The sequence below is a fragment of the Ideonella oryzae genome (genome assembly GCF_024055665.1).
Classification (GTDB): Bacteria; Pseudomonadota; Gammaproteobacteria; order Burkholderiales; family Burkholderiaceae_C; genus Ideonella; species Ideonella oryzae.
This window is the reverse complement of record NZ_JAMXMC010000005.1, coordinates 37,413-57,164: the sequence shown is the minus strand read 5'-3', so window position 1 is coordinate 57,164 and position 19,752 is coordinate 37,413. Positions and strand designations below refer to the sequence as shown.

The window sequence follows — 19,752 nt, the reverse complement described above, 5'->3', positions numbered from 1 at the left end:
TGCGCGGTCAGGAACACCCCTCCACCGAGCGCGGCATGAACACCGGGATCCGACGAAGTCGAGCCGTCGCCACGGGCTGAACCTCCCGCGGCGACCTTTCTTTTTTCAATCTTTGTTTTTCAGCGACGCCGCGGCGCCGCAGGGGATTCCTTTTCCCTGATGGCGCCTGGAAAGCCGCACACCAAGAACTTCACCGAGGGGAATTCATGCAAGCTGTTGCCACCAGCACCTCCGAGTCCACGATGACCGCCCGTCCGGCGGCACCCGCCGAGCAGCGGGATGCGGGCGCCTTCCAGGGCTACCAGATCATCCGTCGCAATGGCGCCGTGGTCTCCTTCGAGCCCAACAAGATCGCCGTGGCCCTGATGAAGGCTTTCCTGGCGGTGCATGGCACCCAGGGGGCGGCTTCGGCCAGCGTGCGCGAGATGGTGGAGGCGCTGACCGAGGCCGTGGTGCGCGCGCTGATGCGCTCCCGTCCGGGCGGTGGCACCTTCCACATTGAAGACGTGCAGGATCAGGTCGAGCTGGGTCTGATGCGCGGTGGTCACCATGAAGTGGCGCGTGCCTACGTGCTGTACCGCGAGCGCCGCGCGCAGGAGCGCGCCAAGGCTGGCCAGGCTGCCGAGGCGGCCCTCGTCCACACCCTGACCGTGACCGACCGTGGCCAGCGCGTGCCGCTGGACGAAGGCAGGCTGCAGGGCCTGATCGAATCGGCTTGCGCCAACCTGGGCGCCGATGTGCGGCCCGAGCCCATCCTGGCCGAGACCCGCCGCAACCTGTATGACGGCGTGCCCATCGACGAGGTGTACAAGGCCGCCATCCTGGCGGCCCGCACCCTGATCGAGAAGGAGCCGGCCTACACCCGCGCCACCGCGCGTCTGCTGCTGCACACCATCCGCAAGGAGGTGCTGGGCGAGGAGGCGACCCAGGCCGAGATGGCCCAGCGCTACGCCGAGTACTTCCCCAAGTTCATCAAGAAGGGCGTGCAGGCCGAGCTGCTGGACGAGAAGCTGATGCAGTTCGACCTGGCCAAGCTGGGCGCCGCACTGCAGGCCGACCGTGACCTGCAGTTCGATTACCTGGGCCTGCAGACCCTGTTCGACCGCTACTTCCTGCATGTGGACGAGCAGCGCATCGAGATGCCGCAGGCCTTCTTCATGCGCGTGGCCATGGGCCTGGCCCTGGGCGAGATCGACCGCGAAGCCCGCGCGATCGAGTTCTACAACGTGCTGTCGACCTTCGACTTCATGTCCTCGACGCCCACGCTGTTCAACGCGGGCACCCGCCGCTCGCAGCTGTCGAGTTGCTACCTGACCACGGTGGCCGATGACCTGGACGGCATCTACGAGGCCCTGAAGGAGAACGCGCTGCTGTCGAAGTTCGCCGGCGGCCTGGGCAACGACTGGACCAATGTGCGCGCGCTGGGCTCCTACATCAAGGGCACCAACGGCAAGAGCCAGGGCGTGGTTCCCTTCCTGAAGGTGGTCAACGACACGGCCGTGGCGGTGAACCAGGGCGGCAAGCGCAAGGGCGCCGTCTGCGCCTACCTGGAGAGCTGGCACCTGGACATCGAAGAGTTCCTGGAGCTGCGCAAGAACACTGGTGACGACCGCCGCCGCACCCACGACATGAACACCGCGAACTGGATTCCGGACCTGTTCATGAAGCGGGTGATCGAGGGCGGTGACTGGACTCTGTTCAGCCCCTCGACCTGCCCGGACCTGCACGATCTGATGGGCGCCGAGTTCGAGCGCGCCTACACCGCCTACGAGGCCAAGGCCGATCGTGGCGAGATCAAGCTCTTCAAGCGCATGCCGGCCAAGGACCTGTGGCGCAAGATGCTGACCATGCTGTTCGAGACCGGCCATCCCTGGATCACCTTCAAGGATGCCTGCAACGTGCGCTCGCCGCAGCAGCACGTGGGCGTGGTGCACTCGTCCAACCTGTGCACCGAGATCACGCTCAACACCAGCGATGACGAGATCGCCGTCTGCAACCTGGGCTCGGTCAACCTGGCCCAGCACCTGAAGGACGGTGCCAACGGCAAGGAGCTGGACCTCGACAAGCTGAAGAAGACGGTGTCCACCGCCATGCGCATGCTGGACAACGTCATCGACATCAACTACTACGCGGTCAAGAAGGCACGCGACTCCAATCTGCGTCACCGTCCGGTGGGTCTGGGCATCATGGGCTTCCAGGACGCGCTGTACCAACTGCGCACGCCTTACGCCAGCCAGGCCGCGGTGGAGTTCGCCGACCGCTCGATGGAAGCCGTCTGCTATCACGCCTACTGGGCCTCGTCCGAGCTGGCCGCTGAGCGGGGTCGTTACTCGACCTACCGCGGCTCGCTGTGGGACCGCGGCATCCTGCCGATCGACTCGATCGAGCTGCTGGCCCAGCAGCGTGGTGGCTATGTGGACGTGGACCGCAGCACGACGCTGGACTGGGATGCGCTGCGCGCCAAGATCGCTCGCGACGGCATGCGCAACAGCAACTGCGTGGCCATCGCCCCGACCGCGACCATCTCCAACATCATTGGCGTGGATGCCTCGATCGAGCCCTGCTTCGGCAACCTGTCGGTCAAGTCCAACCTGTCGGGCGAGTTCACCGTGGTCAACGAGTACCTGGTGCGCGACCTGAAGGTACTGGGCCTGTGGGACAGCGTGATGGTCATGGACCTCAAGCACTACGACGGTTCGCTGCGCCGCATCGACCGCGTGCCCGATGAGCTCAAGCAGCTCTATGCCACCGCCTTCGAGGTCGAGACGCAGTGGCTGGTCGAAGCGGCAGCGCGCCGCCAGAAGTGGATCGACCAGGCCCAGTCGCTCAACATCTACATGGCCGGCGCCTCGGGCAAGAAGCTCGACGAGACCTACAAGCTGGCCTGGGTGCGTGGCTTGAAGACCACCTACTACCTGCGCACCATGGGCGCCACGCATGCGGAGAAGTCGACCATCTCGGCTGGCTCGCTCAATGCGGTGCCGATGGGTGGCGGTCAAGGTGGCCTGTCCGCGATGGAAGCCGCTGCAGCACAGGCTCAAGCCGCGATGGCCGAGGCTGCTCCCGCGACCGACATCAAGTTCTGCGCAATCGACGATCCGGGCTGCGAGGCCTGCCAGTAAGCCGCGATGGTGAAGCGCATGCCCCAACGGGTTTGCAGTGGCATGTGCTTCAAGTCGGTTCGTGGTGCGCGATGGCGTGATCACTGCTGCATTCCGATGCAGTGCTGCAACATCGCTGTCGCGCGTCTGTCAAGAAGTGCTTGGTGTTCCAACACAACACTCCGATAATTCGCCCCATAGGAAACACGCCATGCTGGTCTGGGAAGACGACGTTCGTACCCCGCCGAATCCTGCTCAACGTCCCGCGCCTGAAGCCGAACTCGGCCTGCGGACTGTGACTCCGTCGCCGCTTCAAACCGCGACGGCTGCTGTGGCCTCCACCCCTTCTTCTGCTTCTGCAGATGCCAGCGCTGCCAGTTCCGTGTTCGCCAAGAGCACCCGCCGCGTGAACGTGGCCGACAAGCGCATCATCAACGGCCAAACCGATGTGAATCAGCTGGTGCCGTTCAAGTACAAGTGGGCCTGGGAGAAGTACCTCGCCACCTGCGCGAATCACTGGATGCCGCAGGAAGTGAACATGAGCCGCGACATCGCGCTCTGGAAGGACCCCAACGGCCTGAGCGAGGACGAGCGCCGCATCATCAAGCGCAACCTCGGCTTCTTCGTGACCGCCGACTCGCTGGCCGCCAACAACATCGTGCTGGGCACCTACCGCCACATCACGGCGCCCGAGTGCCGCCAGTTCCTGCTGCGCCAGGCCTTCGAAGAGGCAATCCACACGCACGCCTACCAGTACATCGTCGAGAGCCTGGGCCTGGACGAGAGCGAGATCTTCAACGCCTACAACGAAGTCCAGTCCATCCGCGACAAGGACGAGTTCCTGATCCCGTTCATCGACGCGATCATGAACCCCGGCTTCAAGACCGGCTCGCTGCAGAACGACCAGACGCTGCTGAAGTCGCTGATCGTGTTCGCCTGCCTGATGGAAGGCCTGTTTTTCTACGTCGGCTTCACGCAGATCCTGGCCATGGGTCGCCAGAACAAGATGACCGGTGCGGCCGAGCAGTACCAGTACATCCTGCGCGACGAGTCCATGCACTGCAACTTCGGCATCGACCTGATCAACCAGATCAAGCTCGAGAACCCGCAGCTGTGGACGACCGAGTTCAAGGCCGAGATCCGGGCGCTGTTCGAGAAGGCCGTGGACCTCGAATACCGCTACGCCGAAGACACCATGCCGCGTGGGGTGCTGGGCTTGAACGCCTCGATGTTCAAGGGCTACCTGCGCTACATCGCCAACCGCCGTGCCACCCAGATCGGTCTGGATGCTCTGTTCCCGAACGAGGAAAACCCGTTCCCGTGGATGAGCGAAATGATCGACCTGAAGAAGGAGCGCAACTTTTTCGAGACCCGCGTCATCGAGTATCAATCTGGTGGCGCACTGAGCTGGGACTGAGCGGCCTGGAGGCCGGGTGGACACGGGGGCTCAGACGCTGAGCCCCCGCGGCAAAGCCACCCATTTCTTCCGGTTGTCGGTTTCGGACAGCGAGAGATCAAGATCCCCAGCCCGTCCGCCAGGCCACAGAAGCTTGGCGACGTGCTGTCTCCCCATTCATCGCACCGGGGGAGCCCCGGCTTGCCGGGATAACACCGCGGGCGATGGATCGCCGGGCTGTCTCGAGCGGCACGGTGTTTCTGCAACTTGATCAAGGAGTTTGAAATGGCAACTGCGAAGAAGGCGGCTCCGGCCAAGAAGGCCCCGGCCAAGAAGTCCACCCCGGTCAAGCCGGTGGTGAAGGCGACCGCGAAGAAGGCGGCCCCGGCCAAGAAGGCCGCTGCTCCGGCGAAGAAGGCGGCTCCGGCCAAGAAGGCAGCCGCTCCGGCGAAGAAGGCGGCCCCGGCCAAGAAGGCAGCCGCTCCGGCGAAGAAGGCGGCTCCGGCCAAGAAGGCAGCCGCTCCGGCGAAGAAGGCGGCTCCGGCCAAGAAGGCAGCCGCTCCGGCGAAGAAGGCTGCGGCTCCGGCCAAGAAGGCGGCCGCTCCGGCGAAGAAGGCTGCGGCTCCGGCCAAGAAGGCGGCTGCTCCGGCGAAGAAGGTCGCTCCGGTCAAGAAGACGGCGGCGAAGAAGGCTGCGGCTCCGGCCAAGAAGGCGGCTCCGGCCAAGAAGGCGGCGGCCAAGAAGGCCCCCGCCAAGCCTGCCCCTGCGGCCCCTGCCCCTGCTGCGAGCGCTGCCAAGACGGCCCTGAGCCCGACCGCGGCCTGGCCCTTCCCGACTGGCAACAAGCCCTGAGGATCGCGTCAGGCGGCCTGTGCCGCCTGTGCGAGACGGAAAGCCCGGCCTGGCCGGGCTTTTTTTATGGGCAGCGTGGGCGTCAGGCCAGGCCCAGGGCCGCGTGCTCGATCGGGTGGTTTTGACCACCGCGGTGGGCGATCTTCAGCGCACCCAGGCGGTTGCCCAGGGCCACGCACCGGTCCAGCGACCAGCCTTGTTCCAGTCCGAACAGCAGCCCGCCCCGGAAGGCATCGCCGCAGCCGGTGGGATCGACCAGGGCCGATGCTGCCACGCCCGGCACGCGCTGACATTCGCCCTGGACCCACACATCCGCCCCCTGGTCGCCCAACGTGACGACCAGGCCCGCCAGGTGTGAGCGAGAGATGTCGGCCAGCTCCTGTCCGACGCGGTCACACAGCATGCGGGCCTCGTAGTCGTTGACGGCCACCCAGGTGGCCTGGGCGATGAAGGCCTTGAGCTCGTCACCGTTGAACATCGGCAAGCCCTGACCCGGATCGAACACAAAGGGGATGCCTGCGGCTTGCAGGTCACGGGCGCGTCGCAGCATGGCCTCGCGCCCATCCGGTCCGATGATGGCCAGGCGGATGTCCTGCCGTGTCGGCAGGCCGATCTCGTGGGCCCGCTGCATTGCACCCGGGTGGAAGGCGGTGATCTGGTTGTTGTCCCGGTCGGTGATGATGATTGCCTGCGCGGTGTAGTCGTCGGCAACGCGCAGCACGCTGGCGGTGTCGATGCCCAGCTCGCCGAAGCGGTTCAGGTAGGCCTGACCGTCGTTGCCCAGGGCGGCCAGCACCACCGGCTCGCCGCCGAGTTGCCGCAGGGTGTAAGCGATGTTGCCGGCGCAGCCGCCCCATTCGCGGCGCAGCGTGGGCACCAGGAAGGACACGTTCAGGATGTGCACCTGGTCGGGCAGGATCTGGTCGGCGAAGCGGCCGGGAAAGTCGGTGATGGTGTCGAAAGCCAGCGAGCCGCAGACGAGACAGGCCATGGGGGTTCCTTGGTGGGCGAGCGCAGGGCTCAGGGGTAGAACACTTCCAGCGCGTAGCCGGTGACTTTCAGCGGCGCCACATCCAACCGCACCTGCGCATGCCAGCTGCCCTCGCTGGGCAGCGTGGTGTCTGTGGCGCCCAGTTCGGCCGGACTGAGCACCCGGCGGGCCAGGGTGAGGCCGTCGTCAGAGGTCAGGGTCAATTCGAGTGAGGGGCGCCGCACCGGCCAGCCGGCCCGGTTGCGCAGCTCGGCCGTGATGGTCAGCTCCCCAGGCACCTCGGTGGTCTGCAGCTGGCTGCTGTCGAGCACGATCTGGTCGAGGGCCATGGGGGCGCCCACCTCGCAGCCGACGGTGCCGCACAAGGCTGCAAGATAAGGGCGGCTGGCCGGCCAATGCGCAGCCAGCAGGTCCCGACCCTGCAGGGTCAGCTGTCCGCCCAGCGCCAGCAGCAGCAGCGCACACAGAACCGCCAGGAGTGCGCGGCGGACCCGGCGGGCGCCTTGCACCTGTCTATCGGCCTGCTGCAGAAAGCGCGGCACCACGGCTTCGGGCTCGGGGTTGGCCTCTTCTGGCGTCAGGGCCTCGCGTTCCCAGGGTTCGGGCAGTCGACTGGCGCCGAAGGGGGCGGCCAATGCGTCGGTGTCGGGCGCGTCCACGCTGTCGTCTCCACCATCGCCGGGCAACTCGTAGCCGGCCGGCGGTGTGGGTTCGGCGCTTGCCTCCTCATTGGCCCCAACTTCGGGCTCAGGCTCGGGTGCGGGCTCAGCGGGTGCGGCAGGCGCGGGGGGCGGCGGAGAGGGGAGGGTGACTGGCGCCGGTGCGGGCGGAGAAGGAAGGGAGGGCGCGGGAGGAGGGGGCGGCGAGGCGAGAGGGGCCTCTTCCGGCGTGGGTTCGGGCGGGGGCGGCGAAGCCTCCAGGGGGCTGGGCTCGGTGGCCGCAAAGGAGGGCGAAGGGGCGTCTGCCGGTGTGGGGGTGGGGGCTGGCGACGGACTGTTGTCCAGATCGAACAGGCTCTCCAGGGCGTTGAAGACCTCGTGGCACTGGCCGCAGCGCACCCAGCCCTGGGACACCTTGAGCTGGTCCTGGACAACACGGAAAACCGTGCCGCAAGCGGGGCAACGCGTAGCCAGACTCATGGCGGCGATGATGCCATGGGTGTGCCCTGCCGCCCGGGCTCAGGCGCGTGCAGCGCCCATCAGGATCCAGCCGTCCTCACGGTCCAGCACCTGCAGGGGCAGCCAGGGCGCGTAGGCTGCCTGGAGCTCTTCGGCCTGCCTTTCCAGGATGCCGGCCAGCACCAGGTGACCACCCGGGCGCACATGCCCGCACAGCAGCGGCGCCAGCAGCTTGAGCGGCGTGGCCAGGATGTTGGCCAGCACCAGCGGGTATTCGCCCCGGGCCAATTCGGGCAAACCGGCCTGCACCGTGACGCCATTGGCCTGGGCATTGGCCAGGGTGGACTCGACCGCGGCCGGGTCGATGTCCACCGCGTCGACCGCCCGGGCGCTGTGCAGGGCGGCGGCAATGGCCAGGATGCCGGAGCCACAGCCATAGTCCAGCACGCGGTCCCAGCCAGCCGCCCGGGTGGGCGCCTGTCGGGCGATCCAGCGCAGGCACATGCGGGTGGTCGGATGCGTGCCGGTGCCAAAGGCCAGGCCCGGATCCAGGCGGATCACCTCGCGGGCCTGGGCAGGTGGCTCATGCCAGCTCGGCACAATCCAGAAGCGCTCGGTGATCTCCACCGGCGAGAACTGGGACTGGGTCAGTCGCACCCAGTCCTGCTCGGCCACCGGCTGCAGGGCCTGCACCCGGAGGTCGACCGCCCAGTCCTGGGCCAACAGCAGGGTGGCGGCCTGGGAAGCCTCCTCCTCGGTGTTGAACAGGGCCTTGAGGGTCGAGCGATTCCAGCCCGGCCGGGCCGCGGGCATGCCCGGCTCACCGAACAGGGCCTTCTCTGCCTCGGTGTCGGCGTCCGCGTCCTCGACCGAGACGGAGAGGGCCTCCAAATCGTTCATCAGGGCTTCGGACACCGGCTCCACCAGCGTCTCCGGTGCGCTCAGCACCAGTTCAAACATCGCCACCAGCGGTTCCGATCAGCGGTTGTGGCTGGACAGCCAGCCTTCCAGGTAATGGATGCTGGTGCCGCCTTGCACGAACTTGGCATCAACCATCAACTCGCGGTGCAGCGGGATGTTGGTCTGGATGCCTTCGACCACGGTCTCGTTCAGGGCCATGCGCATGCGGGCCAGGGCCTGCTCGCGGGTGTCCCCGTGCACGATGACCTTGCCGATCATCGAGTCGTAGTTCGGCGGCACGAAGTAGTTGGTGTAGGCGTGGGAGTCCACCCGCACCCCCGGGCCGCCCGGCGGATGCCACATCGTGATGCGGCCCGGCGAGGGCAGGAAGTTGTACGGGTTCTCGGCATTGATCCGGCACTCGATGGCGTGGCCGTGCATCTGGATCTGGCGCTGGGTGAAGGGCAGCTTCTCGCCAGCCGCGATGCGGATCTGCTGCTGGACGATGTCGATGCCCGTGACCAGTTCGGTCACCGGATGCTCCACCTGCACGCGGGTGTTCATCTCGATGAAGTAGAACTCGCCGTTCTCGTACAGGAACTCGAAGGTGCCGGCTCCGCGGTAGCCCATCTTCTTGCAGGCGGCGGCACAGCGGTCGCCCACCTTCTCGATGACGCGGCGGGGAATGCCCGGTGCCGGCGCTTCTTCGATGATCTTCTGGTGGCGACGCTGCATCGAGCAGTCGCGTTCACCCAGCCAGACCGCGTTGCGGAAGGTGTCGGCCAGCACCTGGATCTCCACATGGCGTGGGTTTTCCAGGAACTTCTCCATGTAGACGGCCGGGTTGCCGAAGGCCGCACCAGCCTCGGTCTTGGTCATCTGCACCGCATTGACCAGGGCGGCCTCGGTGTGGACCACTCGCATGCCGCGGCCACCGCCGCCGCCCGCGGCCTTGATGATCACCGGGTAGCCGATGGAGCGGGCGATGCGGATGATCTCCTTGGGATCCTCCGGCAGGGCCCCTTCGGAGCCGGGCACGCAGGGCACACCGGCCTTGATCATCGTCTGCTTGGCCGACACCTTGTCGCCCATCATGCGGATGGACTCGGGGGTCGGGCCGATGAAGGTGAAACCGCTCTGCTCCACCCGTTCGGCAAAGTCGGCGTTCTCTGAGAGAAAGCCGTAGCCGGGGTGGATGGCCTCGGCGTCGGTCACCTCGGCGGTCGAGATGATGGCCGGCATGCTGAGATAGCTCTGCGCGGAGGGGGCCGGGCCAATGCACACGGCCTCGTCGGCCAGACGCACATACTTGGCATCCCGGTCGGCCTCGGAATAGACCACGACCGACTTGATGCCCATCTCCTGGCAGGCCCGCAGGACGCGCAGGGCGATTTCGCCCCGGTTCGCGATCAGGATCTTCTTGAACATGGTGTTCCGATCACTCGATCACGAACATCGGCTGACCGAACTCGACCGCCTGGCCGTTCTCGACCAGGACTTGGCGGACCGTGCCGGTGACTTCGGCCTCGATCTCGTTCATGATCTTCATCGCCTCGATGATGCACAGGGCTTCACCCGACTTGATGCTGCTGCCCACTTCGACGAAGGGCTTGCCGCCAGGGGTGGAGGACGCGTAGAAGGTGCCGACCATCGGCGACTTCACCACGGTGCCCGTCACGGCGGGAGCGGCCGGGGCTTCGGCGGGCGGCAGGGCGGCCGGGGCGGCAGCGGCGGCGGGCGCGGCGACCGGCATGGTCATGACCGGCGCGGCGAAGGTCGCTCCACCGGACTTCACGATGCGCACCTTGCCTTCGTTTTCGGTGATCTCGAGTTCAGCGATGTTGGACTCCGAGACCAGGTCGATCAGAGTCTTGAGCTTGCGCAGGTCCATGGGAAACAGTGCTCCTGTCGATGGGAGATGCCCGCGGCCCGGGTGGGGCAGGGGCAACACGGGGGGGGCAACCGGGCGCGAGGGTCCAGGTGTCATTTGATCGGGCGATGAGTCCCGAAGTCCGTGCATTATGGGGAAACAGCCGATATCCGTCAGCTTCGCCCCCTATCTTGAACTGGGGTGTCCGAGGCTGTCGGATCGCTGTGCGAAGCCGGCATTGTCGCACTTTGCCAGCATGTTTCCAGATGATCTGGCTGTCATGCCTCAAATTGCCGTGCAATCAACCCGGGTCGGATCTCAGGGGGGCGTCTGGTCTGTTCAGGCCCGCGGCAACCACTGAGCCAGTTCATCCGGCGTCGCGGCACCCAGTTTGCGCCAGATGATCTGCTCATCCGATGACAGCAGCAGTGAAAACGGCAGCCCCCCATTGGGATTGCCCAGGGGCCGCAGCATGGACAGGCCGGCCACACCCAGCACCCCGACCGGGTAGTGCACCGGGGTTTGGGCCAGGAAGCCCGCCACGGCCTCGCTGCTGTCCAGAGCCAAGCCCAGCACCTGAACCCGGGGCCATTGGCGGGATGCGGCGTCCAGCGCCGGCAGTTCATGCACGCAGGGCGGGCACCAGGTGGCCCAGAAGTTCACAAGCAAAGGGCGTTCCAGCCATTGGGCAGGGTCCAGTGCGGGTCGTCCGGGGGGCACGGGCCAAGCCTGGTGACGCAGCCGGTGCAGCAGTTCTGCCTCTTCGGGCGGGCCGTCCGTGGCGGATTGCCTTCGCCACCACCAGCCGCCTGCCAGGCCTGCGGCGCCGGCAGCCGCTGCGCCGGCCAGCCAGCGACGTCGGGCGGGCTTCATGCGGCGTCCTCCTGCAGGCGCTGGCGCAGCGCCTGGGCATCGCCTCGCCAACTCCGACCGCGGCCGTCCGGCCGCAGGGCGCCACGCAGGTCGTCGTGGTCATGCACCACGAAATGCAGGGTCACCGGTTCCGGCAGCTCCCGGCTGCGATCGACCGTGCTCAGAACCACCGTGTCCGGGTCGTCACTGCCACTGTCGAAATCCAGGCCCTCATTCAGGAAGGCGATCTCGGCGCTCTTCGGGTCATCGCAGTAGAGGTCGATCACGATGTTGGACAGCCGCGTGGCGGTGCCGCGCCAGACCGCACCGCCCAGGTGCGGCCGGAAGACGGCGAGCCGCTCCATCCAGCGCAGGGCCAGCTGGCGCAGCGCCCGCAGTTCGGCCGGCTGGGTGTCGGCGCAGAACAAGGCGATGTACTCGCGCACCGCATCCTCCACCTGCTCGTTGCTGGGCAGCTCACCCTGCCGGCCACCGCGGCGACCCAGGTCGCGGGCCGCCTTGCGCTTGGCGCTGGGGTACTCCAGTCCCTCGTCCACCACCAGCCGGGCGGCTGTGGCAGCGATCTCCTCGCTCAGGTCCGGGTTCATCGGCGCGCTCCTAGGGCAGGTCCACCGCGCCCATCCGGGCCTGGATGATGGCCGATCGGCCGCTGACGTAGGCGGAGCCGGGGTTTTTCTCGAAACGCTTGGGGGCCGGCAGCATCACCGCCAGCCGGGCCGCGGCGGGCGGTGACAGGTGCGCCGCGTCCACATGGAAATAGTGGCGGGCGGCGGCCTGGGCCCCAAACACCCCTTCGCCCCATTCCACATTGTTCAGGTAGATGGTGAGGATGCGCTTCTTGCCCAGCACAAACTCCAGCATGTAGGTGATCAGCGCCTCCTGGGCCTTGCGCAGCACATGTCGCTCGCCGGAGAGGAACAGGTTCTTGGCCAGTTGCTGGCTGATGGTGGAGCCGCCCACCACCTTGGCGACCACCTGCTTCGCGGGCGCAGGGGCGCCAGCCTTGGCGGGCTTGCGTTGGGCCAGGCGGTCGTTCTGGCGGTCGGCCCGGGCTTCCGCGCGCTGGTTTTTCTGCCAGGCGCCCTCGATGGCATCCCATTCAATGCCGCTGTGCTCGGTGAAGCCAGCGTCCTCGCTGGCGATCACCGCGCGCTTGAGCGAGGGCGCGATGCGTTCGTCGTCCACCCACTCCTGGGTCCAGTCGATCTGGTGCTGCTCGGTCAGCAGGCGCCAGGCCTCGCTGCGCTGGAAGGTGGTGGACTGGGGGGCGACCACCAGCATCAGGGCGATGCGCAACAGGAAATACAGCTGCAGCGCCAGCAGGGACAGGGCCAGCAGGGCGAACAATCGGCCCAGACGGGCGCCGAGCGCGTTCATCTCAATGTCCTTGTGTCGCGTCGACTTCGGCCCGCAAGGTCGCCAGCACGCCGGCCGTCGGGGGACGCACACCCCGCCACCAGGCGAAGGACTCGGCGGCCTGCTCGACCAGCATGCCCAGCCCATCACGCCCGATGGCGCCGTGGCGGGCCGCCCAGGCCAGGAAGGGGCGGGCGGCAGGGCCGTACATCAGGTCCAGCGCCAGGGCGCCGGGCCGCAGCACCGTGGCCGGTACCGGGATTTCGCCGCCACCCAGGCTGCTGGCGGTGGCGTTGAGCACCACGTCAAAACCGGTGCCGGGCGCCTCCAGGCCGCTGGCCAGCAGGTCCACGCCATGGCGCCGGGCCAGGGCGGCGTGGCCGGCGGTCAGGGCCTGGGCTTTGTCCAGGCTGCGGTTGGCCAGCACCAGCTGGACCGGCCCTTCGGTCAGCAAGGGGCCCAGCACGCCCGCCCCGGCGCCACCGGCGCCGATCAGCAGCACGCGCTGCCCGGCCAAGGGCACGCCGGCGTTGGTCACGATGTCGCGCACCAGCCCCACGCCGTCGGTGTTGTCGGCCAACCAGCGGTCGCCGTCGCGCTTGAGGGTGTTGACGGCCCCGGCCAGCTCGGCGCGCTCACTACGCTCAGCCGCGGCCTCGAAGGCTTCGAACTTGAAGGGCACGGTGACGTTGCAGCCCCGACCACCCTGTTCGGCAAAGTCCGCCAGGGTCTGGGCGAAGCCGTCCAGCGGGGCCTGCACCCGCTCGTAGCGCAGGGCCTGGCCCGTGGCGGCGGCGAAAGCGGCATGGATGGCGGGTGAGCGGCTGTGGGCCACAGGGTGGCCGATCACCGCGTAGAGGTCGGTGGGGACGGTCATGGGAGCGACTCAGGGGCGCGCCGAGGTTTCGGCCGTGGCCTCGAAGCCCTCGTTGCGGGTGAAGCGGAAGCGCGAGGTGACCACGATCTGGTCGGCCTGCTTGCGCATGGCGTCGGTGAAGTCCCCAAAGGGCGAGGCGGCGCGGGCGATGGCCAGGGCGCGCCGGTTCAGCAGCTCCGACTTGGAGGCCTGCACGATCTCGGCATCGACGATGCGGCCCTGGGCATCGATCGTGATGTTCATGATCAGCTCGCCGTAGAGCTTCTGGCCCTTGTATTCGGGGAAGTCGCGCGTGCCGCGCTCCTCGATCCGGCGGCGCAGCTTGTCGTAGTAGACCGCATACACCTGGCCTTGCGTGGCCGGGCTGATGTAGCGCTTGCGCGGTCGGGCGTTCTCTTCATTGATGCGCTTCTCGATCTCGGCGAGCGTGCGCAGCATCTGGCGGCGACGCTCTTCGCGCTGGGCCTGGTCAGGGGTCTGGACCGGTCGCGTCGGGTCGGGCACCGGCAGCAGGGCGATCTGGCGGCGCAGGTCGGCCAGCAGCTGCTGTTGCTGGGCCTGCATCTGGTTGATCTGCTGCTCCGCCTCGTCGGTGTCGATGCCCAGGCTGTTCAGCTCGGAGGCCGGCAGCGGCGAGGTGGCGCGGCCCTGGTCCTGGTTTCCGCCGCCGGCCAGGTCGGCCTGGGCGATGGCCTGGGCCTTGACCGGCTTCTCGCTGGAGCGGGCATTGACCAGGATGACTTCCAGCGGCGTGTCCTCGAATACCCGGTTGAAGCGCTCTGGATCGACGAAGCGGATCGTCAGCAGCACCGCATGCAGGGCGACCGAGATCAGCAGCGTGCTTTGCAGCAGGGTCGGGGGCCAGGGCAGCTTGGGCGGTCGCATCGGCGCAGCAGGGCGGAGGAACTCAGGCGGCGGGGGCGGCGGGTGGGGCGTCCTCGCCGGCCTCGTCGAGATTGATGGCCAGGGTGAGACCGGTGGCCGGCGCGTCGTCCTCGCCCTCGCTGTCCTCCGCCTCGGCCGGGGCGGCCTCGTCGTCCAGGCGGGCGGACAGGCTCGCGTGCAACTCCAGCGTCAGCAGGTCCATGCCGGTGACGCGCACCCGCACCCGGGTGCCGCGCGGGAAGCTCTCCGTGCCCAGGGCGCGGAAGACCAGCGGCAGGGTGTCGGCCCGCACCAGACCATCCTTGAGCACGGCGGCGTCCAGCTCGGTCACGCCCTGCTGCTCGATCCAGCGCAGCGTCCAGAAGCGCTCGATGGCGGACTGGAAGCCGTTGTAGGCCGCATAGGCGCCGTCAAAGCCCGAGATGACCGAGAACAGCGTCGCATCCTTGGGCTTGAAGGGGGCGGCCAGCGCCGCGGTGCGGCCATGGCGGGCGCAGGCGATGATCTGCCACTGGTTGACCAGGTCCACGTAGCGGCGCAGCGGCGAGGTGGCCCAGGTGTACTGCGCCACGCCCATGCCCGCGTGCGGCAGCGCCTTGGTGCCCATGCGCACCTTCACGCCCGGGGCCAGGCTGGCCTGGCTGCGGTAGATGCCGGGCACGCCCAGTTCGGCCAGCCAGCCACCCCAGGTGCTGTTGGCCAGGATCATGGCTTCGGACACGATCAGGTCCAGCGGGGCGCCGCGTCGGCGCTCACTGATGCGCACCGTCTCGCTGCCGTCGGGCTCGCCGCTGTTGCCATCCAGGCGGAAGTTGTAGTCCGGCCGGTTGAAGTTCTCGGGCTTGCCGCGCACCACCTCGCGCGCGGCCTTGAGCTGGCGCGCCAGGCTGAAGCAGAAGGCCAGCTCGGCCGCGAAGGGGTAGTCGGCCACCGCCTCGCCGCTCAGCGTGGCCTCGGTGATGACCTCGTCGAGCTGGTCATGGCGCAGGTTGGCGGCGATCGGCACCCGCTCGAGCCGGGTCTCGCTTTTCTTGACCGCCAGCGTGGCTTCGTCCAGCGTCACGTACAGGCTGACGGCCGGGCAGTCGCGGCCCTCGTCCAGCGTGTAGGCCTGCACCACCGCGTCGGGCAGCATGGTCAGCTTCCAGCCGGGCATGTAGACGGTGGACAGGCGCTCGCGGGCCACCTTGTCCACCGGCGAATCCGGCAGCACGGCCAGGGCCGGCGCGGCGATGTGCACGCCGAACACCACCTCGCCCGAGCCCAGGCCGGTGACCGAGAGCGCATCGTCGATTTCGGTGGTCTGCGAATCGTCGATCGAGAAGGCCTGCACCGGGGCCAGCGGCAGCTCGTCGGCAATGGCCGGCGCCTCCAGTGGCGGGAAACCCGTGCCCTTGGGGAACTGCTCGAACAGGAAGCGCCGCCAGTGGAACTGGTAGGGGCTGGTGATGGCGCCGGCGTCCTTGAGCAGGTCCAGCGGGGCGCGCTGGCTCTGCTTGGCGGCGTCCACCACGGCCTTGTATTCGGGGGCGTTCTTGTCCGGCTTGAACAGGATCTTGTAGAGCTGCTCGCGCACCGGAGCCGGGCATTGGCCGGACACCAGCTCGGCGGCCCAGCCCTCGATCTGCGCGGCCAGCTGCTTCTTGCGCTCGATGGCCAGCAGGGCGGCCTTGATGGTTTCTTCTGGGGCCTTCTTGAACTGGCCCTTGCCGGCACGGCGGAAGTAGTGTGGGGCTTCAAACAGCCGGAACAGCGCGGCGGCTTGCAGCTCAGGCCCGGCGGAGGCGCTGAAATAGTCGCGCGCCAGATCCGCAAAGCCGAACTCGCCCTCGGGGGCGAATTCCCAAGCCAGGTCGAGGTCGATCTCGCCGGCCTTGGCCTGCGCGGCGGCGATCAACTCTGCCGGCTGCGGCTTGTCAAAGCGCAGCAGCACGTTGGCATTCTTCACCTTCACGCGCTTGCCCGAGTCGAGCTCGATCTGCATCGAGCTGTCGGCTTCGGACATCACACGGCCGGCCAGGAATTTGCCAGCATCATCGAACAGGGCGTACATCACCGGCGGATTGTCGCCGATGGGCGGGCCGTGCCGTCAGCCGGTCGCTTCCAGAAGTTGCAGTGAGCGGACCATGTAGGCCAGCGGCGCCTCGAAATTGCTCAGCGCGTGGTCGCTGCCTTCGATCAGCAGGCGCGGTGCGCCGGCATAGCGCGCGGCCATCTCGCGCCAGTCCAGCACCTCGTCGCCGGTGGCAATGACGGGGAAGTAGCGCTCGGCCCGGGTGAGCTGCGCGGGGGTCATCTCTTGCAATTCGCCGATGAACTCCTCGCGGAAGTAGAAGCGGTCCAGCGGGTTGTGCCAGGCGGTCTGCTCGCCGATGTGGCGGGCCAGGTCCCGCGCCGGGTTCACCGCGGGGTTGAAGAGCACGGCCGGCCGGCCCAGGCGCTCGGCCAGCACCGTGGCATAGAAGCCGCCCAGCGAACTGCCCACCAGCACGGCGCCCTCCAGTGGCCAGTCGCGCACCAAGTCCAGGGCCAGCGCGATGGCCTCGCGGGGGGAGGGCGGCAGCTGCGGGCAGCAGAGGTTCAGATCCGGGCGGTGGGCATCCCGCCAGGCGGCCACCGCACGGGCCTTGGCCGACTGGGGGGAGGAGCGGAACCCGTGCAGATACAGCAGATGCGAGGGAAGCATGGGATCAGTGTAGGCGCGATCTTGAGGTACAAGAGCCGCTTGCCGCTGCCCGGCCCGACCCCGGCCGCTGTGGCCCTCCTTCCCGCCCAACCCGGGCTTCCGTCCCTGATGTCCATGCCTCAGCCTACTTCCTCTTCCGCCGCGCCGGCCACGGCGTTCCGACCCGTCCGCACCGTGCTGGTGAGCGCCCTGATGGGGGCCCTCGGGGCGATGGCCCAGGCCCAGCCCGGCACGCCGGAGCCCGCCGCAGCGGCCAGTGCGCCCGCCGCGGCCGCGCGGCCGGACCCGAACGCCCCCAAGCCGTTCGACGAGGTCGTCAAGGATGCCCAGCGCACCGAGGGCTTTTTCCCGGTCTGGCGCAAGGACGACAAGGTGTGGCTGGAGATCCCGGCCGAGCGCCTGGGCCAGCCCTTCCTGCTGACCGCGGGCATCAACCAGTCGGTGGGCGAGCGCGGTCTGTATGCCAGCCAGATGGGTCCGGACTGGACGGCCGAGTTCCGCATGGTCGGCAAGCAGATCCAGCTGATCGCGCTGAACACCGCCTACCGCCCCGGGGCAGACAAGGCCTCCCAGGCCGCCGTTCGGCAGGCCTTTGCCGAAAGCCTGCTGGGCGCCGCTCCGGTGGCCAGTGCGCCGCACCCGCAACGCAAGAGCGTGCTGATCGATGCCGGCTTCCTGCTGTCCGACATCGTGGGCTACTCGACCCAGCTGGAAGCGGCCTTCCGCCTGCCCTACGGCCTGGCCCGGGGCGAATCCTCCTTCGAGTCGGTGCGGGCCGATGAGGGCCTGACGACGCTGAACGTGCGCCTGCTCTACGCCACCCCGCGCCTGCCGGCGCCGCCGCTCACCCCGCCGCCGGTGCCCACGCCGCCGCCGCCGGAGACCACGCCCGATCCGCGCAACTTCTTCGTCGGTGTGACCTACAGCCTGGCCAAGCTGCCCGAGCAGCCGATGGCGCCCCGTCTGGCCGACCCGCGCCTGGGCTTCTTCACCGAAGACTTCACCGACTTCAGCGGCGACCTCAAGCCCAACCAGCGTGTGCACTACGTGGACCGCTGGCGCCTGGAGAAGAAAGACCCGGCGGCCGAACTCTCCGAGCCGGTCAAGCCCATCACCTACTGGCTGGACAAGAACATCCCCGAGCGCTACCGCGCCACCATCACCGCGGGCATCCTGGAGTGGAACAAGGCCTTCGAGAAGATCGGCTTCAAGAACGCCATCGTGGTGCGGCAGCAGCCCGACGATGCGGACTTCGACACCCTGGACGCCGGCCATGCCTCGATCCGCTGGTTCGTCGGCGCCGATGTGGGCTTTGCCCGCGGCCCGAGCAAGGCCGACCCGCGCTCCGGCGAGATCCTGGATGCGGACATCGCCATGAGCGACGTCTTCGCCCGGGGCGCCCGCCGCACGCTGGCCGAGGACACCGACGGTGCGAAGGCTCAGGTGCTGCGGCAGGCCACCCAGGCGGCCCAGTCCCTGGTGCTGGGCGGCGGCCGGGGCGACGAGGAACGTTGCAACTACGCGCAGGAGGCGGCCGAGCAGATGGGCTTTGCCCTGGATCTGCTGGAAGCCCGCGGCGACATCGCGCCGGACAGTCCTGAGGCCGAGGCCTTCGTGCAGGCGGTGATCAAGGACGTGATCACGCACGAGGTGGGCCACACGCTGGGCCTGAAGCACAACTTCAAGGCTTCTACCACCGTGACCCGCGAACAGCTCAAGGACCCGGCCTGGACGGCCACCCACGGCATCTCCGGTTCGGTGATGGACTACAACGCCTACAACCTGTCGCTGCGCAGCGAGGCGACCTCGTCGATCACCAACACCACGCTGGGCCCTTACGACTACTGGGCCATCGAGTACGCCTACAAGCCCATCGCACCGGGGCAGGAGGCCCAGGAGCTCGGCCGCATTGCCAGCCGCAGCACCGAGCCGACCCTGGCCTATGCCGACGATTCGGATGCCGAGGGTGGCCCGGTGGGGGGCATCGACCCGCTGGCCAACCGCTTCGACCTGGGTGACGACCCGCTGGCCTGGTACAGCCGGCGCATGGAGCTCTCGCGCGAGCTCTGGACCCGGGTGCAGGCCCGTGGCGCGCGGCCGGGCGACGACCCGTTGCGTGCGCGGCGGGTGCTGCTGAGCGGCTTCCGCCAGCTGCGCAACATGCCCGAGATGGTGGCCAAGTACGTGGGGGGCATGCAGACGCTGCGCGACCTGCCGGGCACCACCGACCGGCCGGCCTATCAGCCGGTGGCGCCGGAGCGTCAGCGTCAGGCGCTCAAGCTGCTGGCCAAGGATGTCTTCAGCGTGGACAGCTTCAGTTTCCGGCCGGAGTTCCTGTCCTCGCTGTCGCCCGACTACACCGAGTGGGAGCGTGCCAAGCCGGTGAGCATCCCCTCGGTGGTGCTGCAGCTGCAGACCCAGGCGCTGGACAAGCTGATGTCGGCTGGCACGGCGCAGCGCCTGCTGGAGCTGCCGAACTACCTGAGCCCGGCGCAGCGCCCGGGGGCGCTGTCGCTGGACGAGGTCTATGCCACCTTGCAAGCCAGCGTGTGGAGCGAGCTGCAGAGTGGCCGCGAGATCGAGCCGATGCGTCGCAGCCTGCAGCGCGAACACCTGCAACGCGTGGTGGCCATCCTGACCAAGGGCGGCGCCAAGCTGCCGGCCGATGCGGCCAGCCTGGTGCGTTGGCATGCGGTGAAGCTGCAGGCCCAGCTCAAGGCGGCAGCAGGGCGTGGCAGTCTGTCGGTGGCCTCGCGCGCGCACCTGGCCGAGAGCCTGGGCACGCTGACCGAAGCGCTGCGGGCCGTGATGGACCGCAGCTGACCGGATGGAGCAGGGACGGGGCGC

Annotated in this window: 16 protein-coding genes; 4 read left to right on the top strand and 12 right to left on the bottom strand. The window is 68.2% G+C overall.

What is annotated here, in order from left to right:
- Nucleotides 1-242 precede the first annotated feature (242 nt).
- The 3 genes from M0L44_RS09120 (at nucleotide 243) to M0L44_RS09110 (ending at nucleotide 5,349) form a co-directional block, all read left to right on the top strand.
- Nucleotides 243-3,122 (top strand): ribonucleoside-diphosphate reductase subunit alpha, encoded by a 2,880-nt coding sequence (locus M0L44_RS09120; RefSeq protein WP_252769705.1) that lies wholly within the window; start codon nucleotides 243-245, stop codon nucleotides 3,120-3,122.
- Nucleotides 3,123-3,312: 190 nt separating this feature from the next.
- Nucleotides 3,313-4,518, top strand: coding sequence for a ribonucleotide-diphosphate reductase subunit beta (locus M0L44_RS09115; RefSeq protein WP_252769370.1), 1,206 nt, complete (start codon nucleotides 3,313-3,315; stop codon nucleotides 4,516-4,518).
- A 264-nt stretch (nucleotides 4,519-4,782) separates the two neighbouring features.
- A complete protein-coding gene (locus M0L44_RS09110) occupies nucleotides 4,783-5,349 on the top strand; it encodes a histone (RefSeq protein WP_252769369.1) in 567 nt (188 codons plus the stop codon).
- Nucleotides 5,350-5,431: 82 nt separating this feature from the next.
- Here the strand turns inward: M0L44_RS09110 and M0L44_RS09105 are convergent, their stop codons facing one another.
- The 12 genes from M0L44_RS09105 to M0L44_RS09050 form a co-directional block, all read right to left on the bottom strand.
- Nucleotides 5,432-6,340, bottom strand: coding sequence for a carbohydrate kinase family protein (locus M0L44_RS09105; protein WP_252769368.1), 909 nt, complete (start codon nucleotides 6,338-6,340; stop codon nucleotides 5,432-5,434).
- 29 nt (nucleotides 6,341-6,369) lie between these two features.
- Nucleotides 6,370-7,479 (bottom strand): zinc-ribbon and DUF3426 domain-containing protein, encoded by a 1,110-nt coding sequence (locus tag M0L44_RS09100; protein ID WP_252769367.1) that lies wholly within the window; start codon nucleotides 7,477-7,479, stop codon nucleotides 6,370-6,372.
- A 39-nt stretch (nucleotides 7,480-7,518) separates the two neighbouring features.
- Nucleotides 7,519-8,418, bottom strand: coding sequence for a 50S ribosomal protein L11 methyltransferase (gene prmA / locus M0L44_RS09095; RefSeq protein ID WP_252769704.1), 900 nt, complete (start codon nucleotides 8,416-8,418; stop codon nucleotides 7,519-7,521).
- Between the two features lie 18 nt (nucleotides 8,419-8,436).
- Nucleotides 8,437-9,786, bottom strand: coding sequence for an acetyl-CoA carboxylase biotin carboxylase subunit (accC, locus tag M0L44_RS09090; protein ID WP_252769366.1), 1,350 nt, complete (start codon nucleotides 9,784-9,786; stop codon nucleotides 8,437-8,439).
- Nucleotides 9,787-9,796: 10 nt separating this feature from the next.
- Nucleotides 9,797-10,249, bottom strand: a complete 453-nt coding sequence (gene accB, locus M0L44_RS09085; RefSeq protein WP_252769365.1) for an acetyl-CoA carboxylase biotin carboxyl carrier protein — start codon at nucleotides 10,247-10,249, stop codon at nucleotides 9,797-9,799.
- 318 nt (nucleotides 10,250-10,567) lie between these two features.
- A complete protein-coding gene (locus M0L44_RS09080) occupies nucleotides 10,568-11,101 on the bottom strand; it encodes a TlpA family protein disulfide reductase (RefSeq protein ID WP_252769363.1) in 534 nt (177 codons plus the stop codon).
- Entirely contained in the window at nucleotides 11,098-11,688 is a 591-nt protein-coding gene (locus tag M0L44_RS09075) for a hypothetical protein (RefSeq protein ID WP_252769362.1), read from the bottom strand. The genes M0L44_RS09080 and M0L44_RS09075 overlap by 4 nt, the downstream gene beginning before the upstream one ends.
- Nucleotides 11,689-11,698: 10 nt before the next feature.
- Nucleotides 11,699-12,478, bottom strand: coding sequence for a transglycosylase domain-containing protein (locus tag M0L44_RS09070; RefSeq protein WP_252769361.1), 780 nt, complete (start codon nucleotides 12,476-12,478; stop codon nucleotides 11,699-11,701).
- Nucleotide 12,479: 1 nt separating this feature from the next.
- A complete protein-coding gene (gene aroE, locus M0L44_RS09065) occupies nucleotides 12,480-13,334 on the bottom strand; it encodes a shikimate dehydrogenase (protein WP_252769360.1) in 855 nt (284 codons plus the stop codon).
- A gap of 9 nt (nucleotides 13,335-13,343) precedes the next feature.
- Complete coding sequence (locus tag M0L44_RS09060; protein ID WP_252769359.1) at nucleotides 13,344-14,219, bottom strand: TonB family protein; 876 nt, start codon at nucleotides 14,217-14,219, stop codon at nucleotides 13,344-13,346.
- A gap of 22 nt (nucleotides 14,220-14,241) precedes the next feature.
- On the bottom strand, nucleotides 14,242-16,272 hold the full coding sequence (locus tag M0L44_RS09055; RefSeq protein ID WP_252769703.1) for a ribonuclease catalytic domain-containing protein: 2,031 nt from the start codon (nucleotides 16,270-16,272) through the stop codon (nucleotides 14,242-14,244).
- A gap of 36 nt (nucleotides 16,273-16,308) precedes the next feature.
- Nucleotides 16,309-16,905 (bottom strand): YqiA/YcfP family alpha/beta fold hydrolase, encoded by a 597-nt coding sequence (locus M0L44_RS09050; protein ID WP_252769357.1) that lies wholly within the window; start codon nucleotides 16,903-16,905, stop codon nucleotides 16,309-16,311.
- A 114-nt stretch (nucleotides 16,906-17,019) separates the two neighbouring features.
- On the opposite strand from M0L44_RS09050, the gene M0L44_RS09045 reads away from it, so the two are divergent.
- Nucleotides 17,020-19,728 carry a zinc-dependent metalloprotease gene (locus tag M0L44_RS09045; RefSeq protein WP_252769356.1) on the top strand — a complete coding sequence of 903 codons (2,709 nt, stop codon included), beginning with the start codon at nucleotides 17,020-17,022 and terminating at the stop codon, nucleotides 19,726-19,728.
- The last annotated feature ends 24 nt before the right edge of the window (nucleotides 19,729-19,752 follow it).

Coding starts and splice junctions, on each gene's coding strand:
- M0L44_RS09120 (WP_252769705.1), top strand. CDS start 243: ATGACCGCCCGTCCGGCGGCACCCGCCGAGCAGCGGGATGCGGGCGCC.
- M0L44_RS09115 (WP_252769370.1), top strand. CDS start 3,313: ATGCTGGTCTGGGAAGACGACGTTCGTACCCCGCCGAATCCTGCTCAA.
- M0L44_RS09110 (WP_252769369.1), top strand. CDS start 4,783: ATGGCAACTGCGAAGAAGGCGGCTCCGGCCAAGAAGGCCCCGGCCAAG.
- M0L44_RS09105 (WP_252769368.1), bottom strand. CDS start 6,340: ATGGCCTGTCTCGTCTGCGGCTCGCTGGCTTTCGACACCATCACCGAC.
- M0L44_RS09100 (WP_252769367.1), bottom strand. CDS start 7,479: ATGAGTCTGGCTACGCGTTGCCCCGCTTGCGGCACGGTTTTCCGTGTT.
- prmA (WP_252769704.1), bottom strand. CDS start 8,418: ATGTTTGAACTGGTGCTGAGCGCACCGGAGACGCTGGTGGAGCCGGTG.
- accC (WP_252769366.1), bottom strand. CDS start 9,786: ATGTTCAAGAAGATCCTGATCGCGAACCGGGGCGAAATCGCCCTGCGC.
- accB (WP_252769365.1), bottom strand. CDS start 10,249: ATGGACCTGCGCAAGCTCAAGACTCTGATCGACCTGGTCTCGGAGTCC.
- M0L44_RS09080 (WP_252769363.1), bottom strand. CDS start 11,101: ATGAAGCCCGCCCGACGTCGCTGGCTGGCCGGCGCAGCGGCTGCCGGC.
- M0L44_RS09075 (WP_252769362.1), bottom strand. CDS start 11,688: ATGAACCCGGACCTGAGCGAGGAGATCGCTGCCACAGCCGCCCGGCTG.
- M0L44_RS09070 (WP_252769361.1), bottom strand. CDS start 12,478: ATGAACGCGCTCGGCGCCCGTCTGGGCCGATTGTTCGCCCTGCTGGCC.
- aroE (WP_252769360.1), bottom strand. CDS start 13,334: ATGACCGTCCCCACCGACCTCTACGCGGTGATCGGCCACCCTGTGGCC.
- M0L44_RS09060 (WP_252769359.1), bottom strand. CDS start 14,219: ATGCGACCGCCCAAGCTGCCCTGGCCCCCGACCCTGCTGCAAAGCACG.
- M0L44_RS09055 (WP_252769703.1), bottom strand. CDS start 16,272: ATGTACGCCCTGTTCGATGATGCTGGCAAATTCCTGGCCGGCCGTGTG.
- M0L44_RS09050 (WP_252769357.1), bottom strand. CDS start 16,905: ATGCTTCCCTCGCATCTGCTGTATCTGCACGGGTTCCGCTCCTCCCCC.
- M0L44_RS09045 (WP_252769356.1), top strand. CDS start 17,020: ATGCCTCAGCCTACTTCCTCTTCCGCCGCGCCGGCCACGGCGTTCCGA.